We start from the raw sequence: 17,218 nt of genomic DNA, 5'->3' as shown, positions 1-17,218 counted from the left end.
TCACCATTGCGCATCCGCCGGTGTTCCCCACTGACTCACCTTTCCTGCTGGCATTAGGCTGGGGTATAATCGCGACCTGGTGGGTTGGGCTACCGTTGGGCATCGGCCTTGCTGTTGCTGCTAGGGCAGGGCGGGCACCACGCCTCACGCTTACCGAACTGCGCCGTCCAATAATTGCATTGATGCTTACGAGCGGCGCGCTTGCCTTACTCGCCGGGCTTTTGGGTGCAGCTTTAGTGGCAACGGACGTTGCGGCGGTGCCGGGAGGCTGGAGCGAGGTCATTCCACCGGCCAAGCATGTCGCGTTTTCGGCAGACGCTTGGGCCCACATGGCGAGTTATGCCTCTGGCGCAGTTGGCGGTCTTATCCTGATAGTCCATACGGCGTGGAGCCGTCGAAGGAACGCCGCTTTTCACCTTCCGCCTCTCGAAGCGGACGGTAAGTAACCCATCCATTCCCGCCGTTCAGGCTGAGCCTAACGGGCGCCAGAAGCGGACGGGCAGCTAGCGACACATCAGCGGACGCCGACGAAAGGGAGAATGCTCTCATACTGCTCGATTGGCGGTGCGCCCGCGACGCCAACGCCAGCCCGGATCAGGAACAGATGCTGGACCAGCATCGCTTGTTGCTCGATGCCATAGCGTTCGAAAGGCTGGCCCGGCTTGATCGCATAATCGTAGCGGCAAAAGGGGTGGCGGCGGAGCGGCAGGAACATGCCCTGCTGGTGCTGCCAGATATGCACCATCTCGTGGATGAAGAGCCCCTGCAGATGGATCGGCGCGGTCGAGAAATCCTCGGCATAGAGGCCGCCCTTCGGATGAAAATGGATCGTGCCGCGCGGGGCCATCGTGGTCCGGGCGGGCTGGAAGAAAGCCCATTTCCGGTTCGCGATCCGAACCTTCGCATAATCCAGCGCGTCGCCGAACATGGATCGGGCGAGGCGTATCTCTCCCTCGGTCAGCGCGCGCGACACGGTTCAGTTCTGCCCGAAATCCTCGTGCACCATGTCGATCTCGCGCACCCCGCGCGACAACCGTGCCGCATTGACCAGCTCGCGTAGTTTCTCGCGTCGGGCGCGGGCGCGTTCGATGTGCGGGATCACCAGCGGGGCCTCGCGCGTGGTTTCGTCCGACGAGGTGATCGTGATCGTGCCGATATCGGCCATCTGATTGATGATGGTGAAATCGATGCGGACATCCTTCACCCGGTAAAGCTCGATCTCGTCGATCGACTTCACCAATATGCCCTTGTGGAGGATCAGCCGGTCCGGCGTGACTTCATAGGTGACGGCAAGGTTCGCGATCCATTTGGCCAGCACAATGGCCAGGCCCGCCGCGAGCGCGACCGGCGCGATCCACGCGCTGCCGGTCAACGTCCCCTGCGCGCGGAAATAAAGGGTGGCGAACAGGCCGATGCCGATCAGCAGGATCGTGCCCCATCCCGCCAGCGTGCCGCGCAGCCAGCCCCAGGTGGAGGAACGGAAAATGTCGAGCGGAACGGTCATGGGATCGGGCCTCCGGATCAAGGAAGCATAGCTCGGTCGCATCTTCGTCGCCAGCGATCTTGCGGTATGCTCAAACGCGCCTAGTGGAGCGCGCAAAAGGGAGGGGTTCGATGCGGAAATTGCTGTGGGTGTTCCTGTGCCTGATCGCGGTGCCGGCTGCTGCGCAGGACGCCAATGGCTGGCAGATGCTGGCGCGGACCGATGCGCAGGCCGCGCTGGCGCTGATCGCCGAGCATCACCCCGGCGCCGCACCCGAGCTTGGCGACAAGGAATTCCAGTCGAGGCTGGCACAGGCCCGCGCGCATGTCGCAGAGCGCCTGCCCAGGGTCGAGAGCTATGGCGGCTATGCGGCGCTGATGCAGGGCCTCGCCACCGATTTCCGCGATGGCCATATCTGGTCGAACGCAACCGATATCGGCTGGGTCCGCCGGCGCTGGGCGGGGCTGGCGATCGTGCGGCGCGGCGGCCAATGGGTGGTCGGGGCGCAGCAGGCGGCGGACGGCGAGCCGGCGCTGGAGGGCGCGCGGCTGCTGTCGTGCGATGGCCATGACGCGGATGGCTGGGCGCGCGGCCGGATCGGCCGGTTCGGAGGCAATCCCGCGATCGAGGCCGATATGGCGCGTCGCGCGCCAACGCTGCTGCTCGATGACGGCAATCCGTTTATCGAGCGGCCCGGGACGTGCGTGTTCGCCACGGCGACCGGCGAGGTCACGCTCACGCTGAAATGGCGCGCCATCGCCCAGGCCCAGTTGCAGCCCGTGATGGTCTCGGCATTGCGGCCGGCGCAGGCGGGGATGGGCGTCAGCGCCTTCACCGGCGGCTATTGGATCGCACTGCAGACGATGAACGCCAGCGCTGCGGACGTGGTGGAGGCGGTGCGCGCCCAGCGCGATGCGCTGCGGGCGGCGGCGATGGTGGTGATCGACCTGCGCGGCAATGGCGGCGGCAATTCGGCCTATGGCAGCGAAATCGCCGAGCTGCTCGCGGGCAAGGCGCGCATCGCCGCGGCGGGCAGCAGCGTCCCGGCCTGTAGCGGCGCGTTCTGGCGGGCGAGCCCGGACAATTTGCAGACGCTCGAGCTGCTGACGGCGCGGGATACGAGCTGGGCCGCGGTGAAAGACGATATGGAAAAGGCGCTGGCCGAGAAGCGCGGCTTCGCGCCCGCGCTGCCGGCATGCGCACGCAACACTGCAGCGGCGGTGCAGAAGCCTCCCGTCAGGCTTCCGGCCAGCGCGATGCGCGGGCGGCTTGTCGTGCTCACCGACCGGGCGTGCTTCAGCTCATGCCTGATCTTCACCAATCTGCTGCGCCGGATGGGCGCGCTGCACGTGGGCGAGGCGACCGACATGGCGACCCGCTACATGGAGGTTCGCGAAATCACCCTGCCCTCGGGGCTGCGCACCTTCTCGACGTTGCAGAAGGTGGCGGTGGGGCTGGGCGATTTCGGCCCCTATGTGCCGGAACGCATCTATCCCGGCGCGATGGATGAGACCGACGCGATCAAGGCCTGGGTCGCGGGTCTTTAGGGCGCCGCGTCGCCCGCGCCGACCACCATGGCCTCAACCTCCAGCGTCTTGCCGCCGGCGAAGCTGAGCTTGAGCGGGATGCGCTGGCCCGCCGCGACGCGCGGGCCGAGGTCGAACAGCATCACATGCTTGCCGCCGGGCGCGAAGGCGAGGCTTCCGCGCGCGGGGATCGCCACGTCGGTGATCGGCTTCATCGCCATCATGCCGTGCTCGCCTTTCATGCTTTCATGCAATTCGGTGCGGAGCGCGGCGGGGGTGGTGACGCTCAGCAACGTGTCACTCTGGTCGCCGCCATGGACGGTGAAATAGGCCGCGCCGGGGCGGCCCTCGGCCGCGGGAAGGCGCACCCAGGCCTGATCGGCCTTCAGCTCCGCCGGCTGCTGGCAGGCGGAAAGTACCGCCAGCGAAACGATCCCCAGAAATGCACGCATCACCATAGTCTCCCAATTCGGGAATTGCCCTAGAAACTCGCCCGACTTGCGGCAAGCGCAAGCGCACCTATATCGCTTGGCGTAACGGGTGTCTGCGTCGCCGCTTGAAAGGGGCGCGGGTAGCCAAGCTTTTGATTTTATTAGGGGCCAACGAGGGACCATGGCTAAAGTAATCGGTATCGATCTCGGCACGACCAATTCGTGCGTCGCGGTGATGGAGGGTGGCAAGCCCAAGGTTATCGAGAATGTCGAAGGCGCGCGCACCACGCCTTCCATCGTCGCCTTCGCCAAGGATGGCGAGCGGCTGATCGGCCAGCCGGCCAAGCGCCAGGCGGTGACCAATCCGGATTCCACCGTGTTCGCGGTGAAGCGCCTGATCGGCCGCCGCTTCGACGATCCGGTCACCAAGAAGGACACCGAACTGGTGCCCTATTCGATCGTGCGCGGTTCGAACGGCGACGCATGGGTGCAGGCGGCGGGCGAGGATTATTCGCCGTCGCAGATCTCGGCCTTCATCCTGCAGAAGATGAAGGAAACCGCCGAATCGTATCTCGGCGAGACGGTCAGCCAGGCGGTCATCACCGTTCCCGCTTACTTCAACGACGCGCAGCGCCAGGCGACCAAGGACGCCGGCAAGATCGCCGGCCTTGAAGTGCTGCGCATCATCAACGAGCCGACCGCGGCTGCGCTGGCCTATGGCCTCGAGAAGAACGACGGCAAGACCATCGCGGTCTATGACCTTGGCGGCGGCACGTTCGACGTCTCGATCCTCGAGATCGGCGACGGCGTGTTCGAAGTGAAGGCGACCAACGGCGACACCTTCCTGGGCGGCGAGGATTTCGATTCCAAGCTGGTCCAGTTCCTCGCGGAAGATTTCCGCAAGGCCGAGGGCATCGACCTGACCAAGGACAAGCTGGCGCTCCAGCGTCTGAAGGAAGCCGCCGAAAAGGCGAAGATCGAGCTTTCGTCGGCGCAGAGCACCGAAGTGAACCTGCCCTTCATCACCGCCGATGCCAACGGGCCGAAGCATCTGGTGAAGACGATCAACCGCGCCGAGCTGGAGCGCCTCGTCGAGGAGCTGATCCAGCGCACGCTGGAGCCGTGCCGCAAGGCGCTGGCCGATGCTGGCGTCAAGGCGAGCGCGATCGACGAAGTGGTGCTGGTCGGCGGCATGACCCGCATGCCCAAGGTTCGCCAGATCGTGAAGGAGTTCTTCGGCAAGGAGCCGCACACCGGCGTGAACCCCGACGAAGTCGTGGCGATCGGCGCGGCGATCCAGGCGGGCGTGCTTCAGGGCGACGTCAAGGACGTGCTGCTGCTCGACGTGACTCCGCTGAGCCTCGGCATCGAGACGCTGGGTGGCGTGTTCACCCGCATGATCGACCGCAACACCACGATCCCGACCAAGAAGAGCCAGGTCTATTCGACTGCCGATGACAATCAGCAGGCGGTGACCATCCGCGTCTTCCAGGGCGAGCGCGAAATGGCGGCGGACAACAAGCTGCTCGGCCAGTTCGATCTGGTCGGCATCCCGCCGGCGCCGCGCGGCGTGCCGCAGATCGAGGTGACGTTCGACATCGACGCCAACGGCATCGTGAACGTGTCCGCGAAGGACAAGGGTACCGGAAAGGAGCAGCAGATCCGCATCCAGGCCTCGGGCGGCCTCAGCGACGCAGACATCGAGCAGATGGTCCGCGATGCCGAAGCCTTTGCCGAAGAGGACAAGAAGCGTCGTGCGGCTGCGGAAGCCAAGAACAACGCCGAAAGCCTCGTCCACACCACCGAGCGTCAGCTCGCGGAGAATGGCGACAAGGTCGATGAAGCACTCAAGGGAGAAATCCAGGCAGCGATCGACTCGACCAAGTCTGCGATCGAAGGCGGTGACGCCGACGACATGCAGGCCAAGTCGCAGAACCTCGCCCAGGTGGCGATGAAGCTTGGCCAGGCGATCTACGAGAAGCAGCAGCAGGCAGAAGCTTCGCCGGCTGCGGATGCGACGCCGGAGGCCGGTGGCGAGGAAGTTGTCGACGCCGAATTCTCGGAAGTGGACGACAACAAGGCGTAACTTAACCTCCCTCCCTCTCTCCGCTTGCGGGGAGAGGGCCGGGGAGAGGGGGCTGGGAAGAGGCGAGCGATGTCGATTGTTATTGGCGTACTGCCCCTCTCCCAACCCTCTCCCCTGAAGGGGAGAGGGCTTTTCAAATGACCACCGAAGTCGATTATTACGAGCTGCTGGAATGCGAGCGCACGGCGGACGATGCGACGCTGAAATCCGCCTATCGCAAGCTCGCGATGAAATATCACCCCGACAAGAATGGCGGCTGCAAGGACCACGAAGCCAAATTCAAGGCGGTCAGCGAAGCCTATGAGGTCCTGAAGGACCCGCAAAAGCGCGCTGCCTATGACCGTTTCGGCCATGCCGCGTTCAAGAATGGCGGCGGTGGCGGCGGTTTCCATGGCGGTGCCCAGGATTTCGGCGCGTTCAGCGACATCTTCGAAAGCGTGTTCGGCGAGTTCATGGGCGGGCGCGGTGGTGCCCGGCCGAACCGTCGTGGTGCCGACCTGCGCTACGACATGGAAATCACGCTGGAAGACGCCTTTCACGGCAGCACCAGCGAGATCACCGTCGATGTTTCCGGCCTGTGCGATCCGTGCAACGGCACGGGTGCGAAGCCAGGCACCCAGGCCAAGCAATGCTCGACCTGCGGCGGCCATGGCAAGGTGCGCGCGCAGCAGGGCTTCTTCATGGTGGAGCGTGCCTGCCCCGCCTGTCACGGCGCCGGCGAGGTGATCGCCGACCCTTGCAAGCATTGCCGCGGCGAAGGCCGTATCGACAAGACCAAGACGCTCAAGATCAACGTGCCGCCCGGCGTCGACGAAGGCACCCGCATTCGCCTTCAGGGCGAGGGTGAGGCCGGCGCGCGCGGTGCGCCTTCGGGCGACCTCTACATCTTCCTCCATGTGAAGCGGCATGCGATCTTCGAGCGTGAGGGCACGACGCTCCATGCACGCGCACCGATCAGCTTCACCACTGCCGCACTTGGCGGTGAGATCACGCTGCCCGGCCTTGATGGCGAACAGCATGTCGTGAAGATCGCGCCGGGCACGCAGAGCGGTCGCGAGGTGCGCCAGCGCGGCGCGGGCATGCCGGTGTTGCAAGGACGCGGACGCGGCGATCTGGTGGTCGAGCTGACCGTCGAGACGCCGACCAGGCTGACGGCGAAGCAGCGCGAGCTGCTGGAGGAATTCCGCTGCACCGAAACCGGCGAGGAATGCCCCGAGAGCCAGGGCTTTTTCGCCAAGATCAAGTCGGCGCTCGGATAAGAGACGAACCCCGCGCGATTTTTGCGCAACATCGCAGACGCATATGGGGTTAAAGGCGGCAACATGCTCAATGCTCCCATCCCGGTAGATGATTCGGCCACCCTGCTGGTCGTTGACGATGATCGCGACATTCGCATGCTCCTGGCGAACAGCCTTGGCGCGCGCGGTTACAAGGTCGAGACGGCATCCAATGCCCGTGACATGGACCTGATTCTGGCGCGAACCCAGGTCGATCTCGTCATCCTGGACGTGATGATGCCCGGTGAGGATGGCCTCTCGGCCTGCCGCCGCATCGCACAGAAGGACGGGCCGGAGATCGTGCTGCTCAGCGCGCTGGGCGAGGAGCAGGATCGGATCCTTGGGCTGGAGGTCGGCGCGAGTCATTATCTTCCCAAGCCGTGCAGCCCGCGTGAGATTCTGGCGACCGTGCGAGCTGCGCTCCGCAAGCGCGGGGCCCAGACCGCGTCGATTGAGAGTGACGTTTACTCCTTCGATGGCTGGCGGATCGATCTGGGCAGCCACGAGCTGTTCGATCCAAAGGGAGTGCTCGTCGGCCTGACCGATGGTGAATTCGCGGTGCTCCGGGTCTTCATCGAACGTCCTCGCCGTGTGCTGTCGCGCGAGGCGCTGCTTGCGGCGGCGCGCGGCCCGGATTCGGATGCCTATGATCGCGCGATCGATGTTCAGGTGAGCCGCCTGCGCCGCAAGCTGCGCTCCAGCGGAGACGAGATCATCCGCACGGTTCGCAACGAAGGCTATCTGTTCGTGCCGAGAGTCGCGCGCGGATGAAGATACTGGGGGCGCCGCGCTCGCCGCTGTTCCTCCGCGTCTTCCTGCTCATGCTGATCTGCGTCGGCGTCGTCCAGTTGATGAACGTCGTCCTGTTGATTGCCGTCCAGTCTCCGGCGGCACGGATATTCACGGTGGGTGAGGTCGCCGACGCGCTTGCCCGCGGCTCGGATCAAACCGATACCTTTTCTGTCGAACGCACCAGCAAGCCAGAGAATTTCAAGTGGAATCCGCGCGCCGAGCGGCTTGCGCTCGCCATCGCCACGGCATTGCGTGTCGATCCCGAACGCATCCAGATCAGCTTCCCCCTGCCGTTCCTCCAGCGCGAGCAGATCTATAACCGCGCCGGTATTCCCGCTCCGGTTGCGCCGGCCAGCGTCGATGCCGCACGCACGGCTGTCGTGATCGGCGATTTCATCGCGACGCTGCGCAATCAGGACGGCACATGGACGGTCGTCCGATCGAGCAGGTTCGAAAGGTGGCGCTGGTTCGTTCTGCTGTGGCTGATCCTCTCGGCTGCGGCGGTCGCGCCGTTCGCGTGGACGCTGGCGCGGCGGCTGACCAAGCCGATCGCCGCCTTTGCCGAGGCCGCAGAGCGCCTTGGCCGCGATCCGCGCACTGCGCCAATCCCCATTCAGGGACCCGCCGAGATCGCCGATGCGGCATCCGCGTTCAACCGGATGCAGGGGCGGCTCAATCGCTATGTCGATGACCGGGCGACCGTGGTGGGCGCGGTCGCGCATGATCTGCGAACCCCGTTGATGCGGCTGGGCCTGCGACTGGAGGCCGCGCCCGACAAATTGCGCACCTCGTGCGAGGGCGACATTCGCGACATGGAAGCGATGGTCGCCGCAACGCTTTCCTACGTGCGCGATACCAACACCGCACTCGAACGCAGGCCGCTGGATCTTCGCTCGCTGGCCGAGACCGTTATCGACGATCTCAGCGACCGGGGCGCAGCGGTGTCGCTCGCTCCCGGGGATCCTGTGGTGATCGATGGCAACTCCGCCGCGCTCAAGGCCATGCTGGGCAATCTGGTCGGCAACGCAATCAAATATACGGGCAGCGCGGAAGTGAGCATCTTCGCGGATCGGGATCAGGTACGGATCGAGGTGGAGGACGAAGGGCCGGGCATGTCTCCCGAAGATATCGAGCGCGCCTTCGAACCCTTTTTCCGCGGCGAGCGATCGCGCAATCGCGACACGGGCGGTATCGGGCTTGGCCTGGCGAGCGCGCGAGGGACGGCGCGCGCGCATGGCGGCGATTTGACGCTCCGCAATCGCGAGCCGTGCGGGCTCGCCGCCACGGTCACGCTGCCGCTCTAGCGCCGGCTCGGTTTGGCGGCGTCAGCCGCTCCCCCTACCGGTCACTCTGCCCACCCGCCATGCCAGCGGAGGGTGGCATCGCTTGCGGCTCCTGCGTAGCGCCATCGCACGAGACCCCAGCTTATGCTGGGGTGACGGGTGGGAGGGGTGCGCCGTTCGCTATGACGAAACCGCCCATCAGCGTCCGCTACGGCCTGGCGGTGTCGCCACCAGCTGAGGATAGCCGCTCGTCCATCCTCGCTCTCCCAGATCGGCTTTGCGGCGCATTTAATTGGTGGTAGCGCTACCAAGGTCGGGATTGACGCGAAGTCGACCGGGCATGACGTTGGCGCGACGCCGACGGGCGAATCTTGGGGAGAGGGAGCATGGCCATCATCGGCACGCGGCGCGATTTGCTGGGGGGGCTGGGCGCAGGACTGGCAAGCGCGACTCTGCCGCGCATGGCCTGGGGTTCGGAGCCGCCGAAGCGGAAGCTGGGTTATGCGATCGTGGGGCTGGGCAGCTACGCCACGCGCCAGATCATGCCCCGGCTAAAGGACTGCGAGTTCGCCGAATTAAAGGCGCTGGTCAGCGGTACCCCCGCCAAGCTGGAGCAATATGGCGCGGAATACGGCATCCCCAAGACGCACCGTTATTCCTATGCCGATTACGATCGGATCAAGGACAATCCAGACATCGACCTGGTTTATGTCGTGCTGCCCAATTCGATGCATGCGGAATATTCGATCCGCGCCAGCCAGGCGGGCAAGCACGTGCTGTGCGAGAAGCCGATGGCGGTTTCCGCCGCCGAATGCGAGGCGATGATTGCTGCCGCGAAGAAGGCCAGTCGCAAGCTGATGATCGGCTATCGCTGCCATTTCGAACCGCATAACCTGCACGCGATCCATCTGGTGAAGACGGGCTTTGTCGGCCGGCCCACGCTGATCACGTCCGAACACGGCTTTTACGCGCAGCCGAACCAGTGGCGGCTCGATCGGCCTTATTCCGGTGGCGGATCGATGATGGATATCGGCATCTACAGCCTGAACGCCGCGCGGTATCTGGCGGGTGAGGAGCCGATCGAAGTCAGCGCGATGGAATCGACCGACAGGAGCGATCCGCGCTTCAAGAATGTCGAGGATCGGATCGACTGGCAGATGCGCTTCCCATCGGGGCTGATCGCAAATTGCGTGTCCAGCTACAGCTCTGGCCATAATGCGTTCCGCGTTACCGGCACGAAGGGCTGGGTGGGGATGGAGCCGGCCACCCCCTATACCAATCACCAGATGTGGACCCGCGCCAACGGCAAGACCGAGCAGGTCGTTCTGCCGGAACCGGCCAAGAACCAGTTCGTCGGCCAGCTCGATCATCTCGCCGAATGCGCGGTAAGCGGACGCGAGCCGATCGTATCGGGCGAGGAGGGGCTGCGCGACATGCGGCTGATCGAAGCGATCTATCGCAGCGCGCGTGAAGGCCGCGCCGTGAAGCTCACCGCATGAACCGTCGCGATGTGATTGCAGCCGCCGCGATGCTGGCGGGCAGCGCGATGGCGCCGATGGCGTTCGCGCAGGCGCTTGCCGGGCCGAGCAAGCGCGTTAAGGCGCTGATTGGCGAGATGACGCTGGCGGAGAAGCTCGGCCAGATGACCCAGATCCCGGGCGGGCGGCAGCGCGCGCTCAATTCGCGGCTCGATGCGGCGATGCTGGATCGGGTACGACGGGGGGAGATGGGCTCGTTCCTGCACGTCGCCGGGGCCGAGCCGCTGCACGCTCTGCAGCGCGTTGCGGTCACCGAATCGCGGCTCAAGATCCCCTTGCTCTTCGCCATGGACGTGATCCACGGATACCGCACCACCTTGCCCGTCCCGATTGCGCTGGCGTCGAGCTGGGACCTCAAGGCTGCGGAGCGGGCGGCGCGGATTGCTGCCGAGGAAGCCCGGGCAGCGGGACTGCACTGGACCTTCGCGCCGATGGTGGACATCGCCCGCGACGCGCGCTGGGGCCGGGTGGTCGAAGGAGCGGGGGAGGACCCCTATCTCGGATCGCGCATGGCCGTGGCGCGGGTGAAGGGCTTTGAGCCCGATGGCACCGCGCGCCGCGTCGGCATCCTTTCCTGCGCCAAGCATTTCGTCGGCTATGGCGCGGCGGCGGGCGGGCGCGATTATGACAGCGCCGATATCTCGGATCGCACGCTCCACGAAGTCTATATGCCGCCCTTTTACGCCGCGATGCAGGCGGGCACGGGCAGCTTCATGGCATCGTTCAACGATATAGGCGGCGTGCCGATGACCGCGCACCGGGATCTGATCGGCGGCATGCTGCGCGGACGCTGGGGCTATCAGGGCATCATGGTCAGCGACTGGAATGCGATCCGGGAGCTGATCAAACATGGTATCGCTGACACGCCCGCAATGGCCGCCTCGCTCGCGCTGCGCGCCGGGGTGGACATGGACATGGCGAGCGACACCTATGCCGGATATCTGGCGGCGGCTGCAGCAGACCAGCCGGAACTGCTGCCGATGATTGATCAGGCGGTGGAACGCATTCTCGCGGCGAAGGAGCGGCTTGGGCTGTTCGACGATCCTTATGCGTTTGGCGATGCGGCGCAGGAGAAATCGCCGCTGGACCGGCGCACAGCCCGCGATCTGGCGCAGCGTTCGATCGTCCTGCTGCGCAACGAGGGCGGCGTGCTGCCGCTAAAGGCGGGTGCCAAGCTCGCGCTGATCGGTGCTCTGGCGGACGATGCATCGACGACGCTGGGATCGTGGCGGGCGCGCGGGCTACCCGAAAATGCCGTGACGCTGCGCACTGCGCTTCCGTCAGCCGAGTTCGCCGATGGCAAGGATATCGCCAAGGCGGTCGCGGCGGCGAAGCGGGCGGATATCGTGTTGCTGGCAATCGGCGAGGATTATGATCTCTCGGGCGAGGCGCGCAGCCGATCGGATATCGGGCTTCCCGGTAACCAGCCGGCACTGGTCGAAGCTATCAAGGCGACCGGCAAGCCCATCGTCGCGGTGCTGATGAACGGTCGGCCGATGGCGCTCGAAGCGGCGCTCAAGGGCATCCCCGCGGTGCTGGAGACCTGGTTCCTCGGCATCGAGAGCGGGCCAGCCATCGCGGATATCCTCACCGGCAAGGTCTCGCCCGGCGGCAAACTGCCGATGGGCATGCCGCGCGTCACCGGACAGATGCCGATGACCTATGCGCATCAGGCGACCGGGCGTCCCGCCAACCCCGATTTCGCGATCGACAGCGCGCGTTACCGCGACGTGGATATCGGCCCGCTTTTCCCGTTCGGGCATGGGCTGAGCTATTCGCGCTTCGAATATGGCGCCATCGAATTGAGCGCCCAGACGCTCGGCGCGGCGGGCACGAGGATCACGATCCCCGTGACCAACAGCGGCGCGGTGGAGGCTGACGAGGTGGTCCAGCTCTATATCCGCATCCCGCGTGCAATACCGGCTCGGGCGGTCAAGGAACTGCGCGGCTTCGTTCGTCTCACGCTCGCACCCGGTCAGACCAAGCGCGTCACCTTCACACTCACCAACGCCCAGGTTGCCGCCTGGGTCGAGGGAGCATGGACCGTTCCCGGCGGCCGGGTGGAATTGATGGTCGGAAGCTCGTCAGACGACATTCGCGCCCGCGCAGCGCTCAACATCATAGAAAGACCCCGGCCCGGCTCGACCGTCGCGCCCGCAGCCTCGATCGAGACCAAGGTGGAAATCGCATGATGAGTGAACCGTGGAACACGCTGCTGATCGTGGCGGTCAGCATTGCCGCCGTGATCGTGCTGGTGCTGCGCGTGAAGCTTCAGCCTTTCCTGGCGCTGCTGCTGGTGGCGCTTCTGACGGGGCTGGCGTTCGGGGCGGATCCGCAGGCGGTGATCGCGGCGGTGCGCAAGGGCACGGGCGAAGCGCTGGGCTTCGTCGCGGTCGTCATCGGCCTCGGCGCGATACTCGGCGGGCTGCTGGAGGCGTCGGGCGGCGTAAACGCCATCGCGCACCGGCTGCTCGATGCCTTTGGCGAGCGGCGTATCCCCTGGGCGCTGACGGCGGTGGGCATCATCGTCGGCATCCCGCTCTTCTTCGACGTTGCCTTCATCATCCTGGCGCCGCTGCTGACCACGCTCGCGGTGCGCGCCGATCGCCGCATCACCTATTTCGCGCTTCCGCTGCTCGCCGGCCTGCTGACCATGCACGCGCTGCTGCCGCCACATCCCGGGCCCGTCGCGGTAGCGGAACTGATCGGCACCGATTATGGACTGCTCGCCTTTTACGGCCTGATCTGCGGCATTCCCGCGGCGATCATCGCGGGGCCGGTCTATGCGCGGCTGGCGCATGGCGCGCCCGGCTGGGGCGATCAGTCGCCGCCGCCGATGCTCGACGAAGGCGCACCGCAGACCGCCGCGATCGGCTTCTGGCCCGCCCTCGTCGCAACGCTCGTGCCGCTCGCTTTGATCCTGCTCGCCGCGGTCGCGGGGCAGTTCATGGCCGATGGCCCGGTCAAGGCGACGCTCCAGTTCATCGGCCATCCCTTCACCGCGCTGATCCTCGCGACGCTCTCGGTCACCGCCTGGCTGCGCTTCCGCGTCGATGCCCCGCTCGATACGATTTCGAAGATCATGACCCGCGCGCTGGAACCGGCCGGGCTGATGGTGCTCGTGGTGGGGGCGGGCGCGGCCTATAAGGAGGTGCTTATCGAAAGCGGGGCGGGGCAGCAGGTCACCGCCGCCGTCGCCTCTGCGCAGCTGTCGGTGCTGGTCTTCGCCTTCCTGCTCGCAGCGTTCGTGCGGATCGCACAGGGGTCCGCTACCGTGGCGATGGTGACCGCGGCAGGCCTCGCCGCGCCGCTCATCTCCGCCGCCGCGCTCTCCCCCAGCCGGGTCGCGCTGGTCACCGTAGCGATCGGCGCGGGCGCTTCGATCGCCAGCCATGTCAACGATACCGGTTTCTGGCTGGTGAAGCAGTATCTCGGGCTGACCGAGGCGCAGACCTTCCGCAGCTGGACGCTGTGCGCGACCATCGCCGGCGCCGTGATCTTCGCGATGGCCGCGCTGCTCTGGAATTTCGTGTGAGAGGAAGTGCAATGATCCGAACGACACGCCGCGCCGTTCTGGCCGGCATTGCCGCCGCACCGTTTGTCCCCGGCCTCGCGCAGGCGGAAACGGTGGGCAGCATCACCAAATTCGATCCGGCATTCGACGCGGTGGTCGACGCGAATGCACCGATCGAAGTGCTGGGCACCGGCTACAGATGGGCCGAAGGGCCGGTCTGGGTAAAGCAGGGCGGCTATCTGCTGTTCAACGATCCGCCGTCGAACGTCTGCTATCAGTGGAAACCGGGCGGGCAGGTCACCGAATTCCTGCGCCCCTCGGGCCTTGCCGGGCCGATCCCCGCTGGCGTGCGCGAGGCGGGTGCAAACGGTATGGCGATCGATGCGCAGGGCGATCTGGTGATCGCCGACAGCGGCACCCGCGCCGTTGCCCGCATCGATCTCAAGACCAGGCAGAAGACGATCATCGCCGATCGCTACCAGGGCAAAAGGTTCAGCAGCGTCAACGACCTGACCATCGGGCGCGGCGGCATGATCTACTTCACCGATCCGCCCTATGGCTTCGAGAAGGGCGATGATTCGCCGCTCAAGGAAACCGCGTTCAACGGTCTGTACCGCGTGCCGGCGGCGGGCGGCGAGGTTTCGCTGATCGACGGCAGCATGAAGCGCCCCAATGGCGTGGCGCTCTCCCCCGATCTGAGCCGGCTCTACGTCGCCCAGTCCGATCCCGACCGTCCTGAGATCCGCGTGTACGATCTCGCTGCGGACGGCTCGGCGATGGACGAAGGGCGGTTGTTCGCCGACTTCCGCGCGGAAGTCGCGGCCAAGCTGCCCGGTCTGCCCGATGGGCTGAAGGTCGATGCTGCGGGCCGTATCTTCGCGACGGGCCCGGGCGGGGTCTATGTGCTGTCGCCGGAGGGCAAGAAGCTCGGCCGGATCGCGACGGGCAAGGCGATCGCTAATTGCTGCTTCGGCGAGGATGGCAAGACGCTGTTCCTGACCTCGCACGACATGGTCGCAAAGGTGCGGTTGAAGGCCAAGGGCTGGTGAGGACGGCCTCCCCGGCCTAAGCGGGGGCATGGCCGAACCCGAGGCGATTCCTGCCGCGACCGTGATCGTGATGCGCGAAGGCGATAGCGCGCCAGAACTGCTGTTCGTCGAGCGTGCGGCAGCGATGTCTTTCGCGGGCGGCGCTCTGGTATTTCCGGGCGGCCGCGTCGATCCGGCCGATCATGCGCTGGCGGCGATGCTGGGCGGAGATACCGATGATCTCGCGGCACGGATCGCTGCGGTACGGGAGACGCTGGAGGAAGCGGGCGTCGCGGTGGGCCTGGATGTGTCGGCGCGGGCGATCTCGGGCCTTGGCCGCCGGCTTTATGCAGGCGAGCCGCTGGCGGAGCTTCTCGCCGAAGCGGGGGGGCATTTGCGGCTGGAGGAGTTGATCCCCTTTTCGCGCTGGCTGCCGCACAATGTGACGCATAAGGTGTTCGACACGCGCTTTTACCTCGCGCGTGCCCCCAAAGGCGCCGAACCCGTGGTGGACGGCAACGAGAATGTTCGCGTCTTCTGGGCCAGCGCGCGCGCCGTGCTCGACGCGGCCGATCGCGGCGACGCCAAGATCATCTTTCCCACGCGCCGCAATTTGGATCGGCTTGCCCTGTTCGGCTCGTTTGCGGATGCCGTCGCCGATGCGCGAGCGCATGAAATCCGAACCGTCACGCCGTGGATCGAAGAGCGTGGCGGCGAGCGCTATCTCTGCATTCCCGACGATCTCGGCTATCCCATCACTGCCCAGCCTCTGGCCGAGGTAAAGCGGGGGTGAGCGTAGTCAGGCAGGCGGTAACGGCGGTGTTGATCTTTGCGCTTGTCGCGGGCGCGCTGCTGCTCGGCTTCGCCGTGCTGCGCGGCCGTACGCAGGATCTGCCCTGGACCCGCCTCGATCTGGGCGAACCGATCGGCATCTTCACCGGGCGCAAGCTTGCCGGGCTGACCGGCGATTATGCCCAATGCCGCGCGCTGCTGCGCCGCGCAGGCGTGCGCTACGCGATGCTTCCGCCGGTGAAGGGCGAGGGGCAATGCGGCTATTCGGACGGCCTTCGTTTTGAACAGGGCGGCGCGCAGCAGATCGACTACAGCCCGGCACGGCTTGTCACCTCATGCCCGGTCGCCGCCGCGCTGGCGATGTGGGAATGGAACGTCGTACAGCCTGCAGCGCAGCGCCATCTGGGCGCGCAGGTGACGCGGATCGATCATCTTGGCAGCTATTCGTGCCGCCGGATCTATGGGCGCAGCGCGGGCGACTGGAGCGAACACGCCACCGCAGATGCGATCGACGTGGCTGCGTTCCGCCTGTCGGACGGCACGAGGATCAGCGTGCTCGACGATTGGGACAAGGGCGGTGCCAAGGCTGCCTTCCTGCGCGAGGTGCGCACGGGCGGATGCCGGCTTTTCTCAACGGTGCTCTCGCCCGATTACAATGCCGCGCACCGCGATCACCTGCATTTCGATCAGGCCGCGCGGGGCGAGATGGGCTGGCGGACTTGCCGGTAATTTGGTTCCTCCCCCGCGGAGCGGGAGAGGAATAGATCGTCAGCTCGAAAGCGCCGCGCCGTCCACCTTTTCCACCCACTGGGGGAAGAAAGCCGGCTGGCGGTTTGACCAGCCCGACGCCGTCGCCGCTGCCTCGCTGATCGACTGGAGCAGCTTGCGGCGCAGATCGGGGTGCAGATGGGGCAGGGCCGCCGCGGCGCAGAACGCCGCCGGTAGCCAGGGGCGAACCTCCGCGCCGATCAGCCGCTCATACAGGAATCGGAACGCCGAAAAGCTGGTGATCCTGCCCTGGCCAAGATCGAATGCGGCGATGGTGATGAGCGGTGCCATGAACGGCTCGACCGAAGCGAGATCGGCATCGTCGGGCATCAGCGCGCGGACTTCCTCCAGCCGGTCATAGATGCGTGCCTGGGCGCGGATGCTGGCGGCTTCGGTGGTGTCGCGCGACCAGCGCTCCAATGCGTCGTCGCGCTCAAGGCCGATGTCGAGGCTGCGGCGCACGTAACGCTGCGTTGCCGCGCTGAACCCGGCAAATTCCTTCATCTCGGCCAGCGTCATCGCGCCTTCTGCCGGTTTCATCCTAGCGCCCATGCTCTTCGACTCCCGCCCGGTAACCAACCCTCCGAAATCGATCATGCGGCATATTGGTTAACACGCCGCTTAACCGACTTGTTCGCCCCTGTTCAGGATTGGAGCGGCAAAGCTGCTGCGGCGCAACATGGGTTGCGACGAGCCGAGG

The 17,218-nt window shown here is 65.8% G+C and carries 15 protein-coding genes; 11 read left to right on the top strand and 4 right to left on the bottom strand.

What is annotated here, in order from left to right; translation table 11 throughout:
• Positions 1–514: 514 nt before the first annotated feature.
• Both SSO01S_RS07605 and SSO01S_RS07600 read right to left on the bottom strand, forming a co-directional pair.
• Positions 515–928, bottom strand: a complete 414-nt coding sequence (locus SSO01S_RS07605; RefSeq protein ID WP_066797788.1) for a vgr related protein — start codon at positions 926–928, stop codon at positions 515–517.
• A gap of 48 nt (positions 929–976) precedes the next feature.
• A complete protein-coding gene (locus SSO01S_RS07600) occupies positions 977–1,504 on the bottom strand; it encodes a PH domain-containing protein (RefSeq protein WP_066797529.1) in 528 nt (175 codons plus the stop codon).
• Between the two features lie 110 nt (positions 1,505–1,614).
• Between SSO01S_RS07600 and SSO01S_RS07595 the strand changes: the two genes are divergently transcribed.
• Positions 1,615–3,030 carry a S41 family peptidase gene (locus SSO01S_RS07595; RefSeq protein ID WP_066797527.1) on the top strand — a complete coding sequence of 472 codons (1,416 nt, stop codon included), beginning with the start codon at positions 1,615–1,617 and terminating at the stop codon, positions 3,028–3,030.
• Here the strand turns inward: SSO01S_RS07595 and SSO01S_RS07590 are convergent.
• On the bottom strand, positions 3,027–3,461 hold the full coding sequence (locus tag SSO01S_RS07590) for a copper chaperone PCu(A)C (RefSeq protein WP_066797785.1): 435 nt from the start codon (positions 3,459–3,461) through the stop codon (positions 3,027–3,029). The two genes, SSO01S_RS07595 and SSO01S_RS07590, sit on opposite strands and share 4 nt — an antisense overlap.
• Positions 3,462–3,621: 160 nt before the next feature.
• On the opposite strand from SSO01S_RS07590, the gene dnaK reads away from it, so the two are divergent.
• The 10 genes from dnaK (at position 3,622) to SSO01S_RS07540 (ending at position 16,479) form a co-directional block, all read left to right on the top strand.
• Complete coding sequence (gene dnaK / locus SSO01S_RS07585) at positions 3,622–5,526, top strand: molecular chaperone DnaK (protein WP_066797525.1); 1,905 nt, start codon at positions 3,622–3,624, stop codon at positions 5,524–5,526.
• Positions 5,527–5,663: 137 nt separating this feature from the next.
• Positions 5,664–6,785 (top strand): molecular chaperone DnaJ, encoded by a 1,122-nt coding sequence (dnaJ, locus tag SSO01S_RS07580; RefSeq protein WP_066797523.1) that lies wholly within the window; start codon positions 5,664–5,666, stop codon positions 6,783–6,785.
• A 63-nt stretch (positions 6,786–6,848) separates the two neighbouring features.
• The gene (locus tag SSO01S_RS07575) at positions 6,849–7,574 is read left to right on the top strand and encodes a response regulator (protein WP_066797782.1); all 726 of its coding nucleotides are present in this window, start codon (positions 6,849–6,851) and stop codon (positions 7,572–7,574) included.
• Positions 7,571–8,899 (top strand): ATP-binding protein, encoded by a 1,329-nt coding sequence (locus SSO01S_RS07570; protein ID WP_066797520.1) that lies wholly within the window; start codon positions 7,571–7,573, stop codon positions 8,897–8,899. Before SSO01S_RS07575 ends, SSO01S_RS07570 begins: the two co-directional genes overlap by 4 nt.
• Before the next feature lie 365 nt (positions 8,900–9,264).
• Positions 9,265–10,377, top strand: a complete 1,113-nt coding sequence (locus SSO01S_RS07565) for a Gfo/Idh/MocA family protein (RefSeq protein WP_066797518.1) — start codon at positions 9,265–9,267, stop codon at positions 10,375–10,377.
• Positions 10,374–12,608, top strand: a complete 2,235-nt coding sequence (locus tag SSO01S_RS07560) for a glycoside hydrolase family 3 N-terminal domain-containing protein (protein WP_066797516.1) — start codon at positions 10,374–10,376, stop codon at positions 12,606–12,608. Before SSO01S_RS07565 ends, SSO01S_RS07560 begins: the two co-directional genes overlap by 4 nt.
• The gene (locus tag SSO01S_RS07555; protein WP_245646649.1) at positions 12,605–13,951 is read left to right on the top strand and encodes a GntT/GntP/DsdX family permease; all 1,347 of its coding nucleotides are present in this window, start codon (positions 12,605–12,607) and stop codon (positions 13,949–13,951) included. Before SSO01S_RS07560 ends, SSO01S_RS07555 begins: the two co-directional genes overlap by 4 nt.
• Positions 13,952–13,962: 11 nt before the next feature.
• Positions 13,963–14,979, top strand: coding sequence for an SMP-30/gluconolactonase/LRE family protein (locus SSO01S_RS07550; RefSeq protein WP_066797514.1), 1,017 nt, complete (start codon positions 13,963–13,965; stop codon positions 14,977–14,979).
• A gap of 28 nt (positions 14,980–15,007) precedes the next feature.
• On the top strand, positions 15,008–15,751 hold the full coding sequence (locus tag SSO01S_RS07545; protein WP_066797512.1) for an NUDIX hydrolase: 744 nt from the start codon (positions 15,008–15,010) through the stop codon (positions 15,749–15,751).
• Entirely contained in the window at positions 15,748–16,479 is a 732-nt protein-coding gene (locus SSO01S_RS07540) for an extensin-like domain-containing protein (RefSeq protein ID WP_066797510.1), read from the top strand. The genes SSO01S_RS07545 and SSO01S_RS07540 overlap by 4 nt, the downstream gene beginning before the upstream one ends.
• Positions 16,480–16,518: 39 nt before the next feature.
• Here the strand turns inward: SSO01S_RS07540 and SSO01S_RS07535 are convergent, their stop codons facing one another.
• Positions 16,519–17,070 (bottom strand): hypothetical protein, encoded by a 552-nt coding sequence (locus SSO01S_RS07535; protein WP_066797508.1) that lies wholly within the window; start codon positions 17,068–17,070, stop codon positions 16,519–16,521.
• Between the last annotated feature and the right edge of the window lie 148 nt (positions 17,071–17,218).

Source organism: Sphingomonas soli NBRC 100801, from assembly GCF_001591025.1.
Taxonomy (GTDB): domain Bacteria; phylum Pseudomonadota; class Alphaproteobacteria; order Sphingomonadales; family Sphingomonadaceae; genus Sphingomonas; species Sphingomonas soli.
This window is presented reverse-complemented; position numbering and strand designations above follow the sequence as displayed.

Excerpts from the sequence above, each read along its gene's own strand:
- SSO01S_RS07555 (WP_245646649.1), top strand. The coding sequence starts at position 12,605 with ATGATGAGTGAACCGTGGAACACGCTGCTGATCGTGGCGGTCAGCATT.
- SSO01S_RS07545 (WP_066797512.1), top strand. The coding sequence starts at position 15,008 with ATGGCCGAACCCGAGGCGATTCCTGCCGCGACCGTGATCGTGATGCGC.
- dnaJ (WP_066797523.1), top strand. The coding sequence starts at position 5,664 with ATGACCACCGAAGTCGATTATTACGAGCTGCTGGAATGCGAGCGCACG.
- SSO01S_RS07535 (WP_066797508.1), bottom strand. The coding sequence starts at position 17,070 with ATGGGCGCTAGGATGAAACCGGCAGAAGGCGCGATGACGCTGGCCGAG.
- SSO01S_RS07575 (WP_066797782.1), top strand. The coding sequence starts at position 6,849 with ATGCTCAATGCTCCCATCCCGGTAGATGATTCGGCCACCCTGCTGGTC.
- SSO01S_RS07570 (WP_066797520.1), top strand. The coding sequence starts at position 7,571 with ATGAAGATACTGGGGGCGCCGCGCTCGCCGCTGTTCCTCCGCGTCTTC.
- SSO01S_RS07590 (WP_066797785.1), bottom strand. The coding sequence starts at position 3,461 with ATGCGTGCATTTCTGGGGATCGTTTCGCTGGCGGTACTTTCCGCCTGC.
- dnaK (WP_066797525.1), top strand. The coding sequence starts at position 3,622 with ATGGCTAAAGTAATCGGTATCGATCTCGGCACGACCAATTCGTGCGTC.
- SSO01S_RS07550 (WP_066797514.1), top strand. The coding sequence starts at position 13,963 with ATGATCCGAACGACACGCCGCGCCGTTCTGGCCGGCATTGCCGCCGCA.
- SSO01S_RS07565 (WP_066797518.1), top strand. The coding sequence starts at position 9,265 with ATGGCCATCATCGGCACGCGGCGCGATTTGCTGGGGGGGCTGGGCGCA.
- SSO01S_RS07600 (WP_066797529.1), bottom strand. The coding sequence starts at position 1,504 with ATGACCGTTCCGCTCGACATTTTCCGTTCCTCCACCTGGGGCTGGCTG.
- SSO01S_RS07560 (WP_066797516.1), top strand. The coding sequence starts at position 10,374 with ATGAACCGTCGCGATGTGATTGCAGCCGCCGCGATGCTGGCGGGCAGC.
- SSO01S_RS07605 (WP_066797788.1), bottom strand. The coding sequence starts at position 928 with ATGTTCGGCGACGCGCTGGATTATGCGAAGGTTCGGATCGCGAACCGG.
- SSO01S_RS07595 (WP_066797527.1), top strand. The coding sequence starts at position 1,615 with ATGCGGAAATTGCTGTGGGTGTTCCTGTGCCTGATCGCGGTGCCGGCT.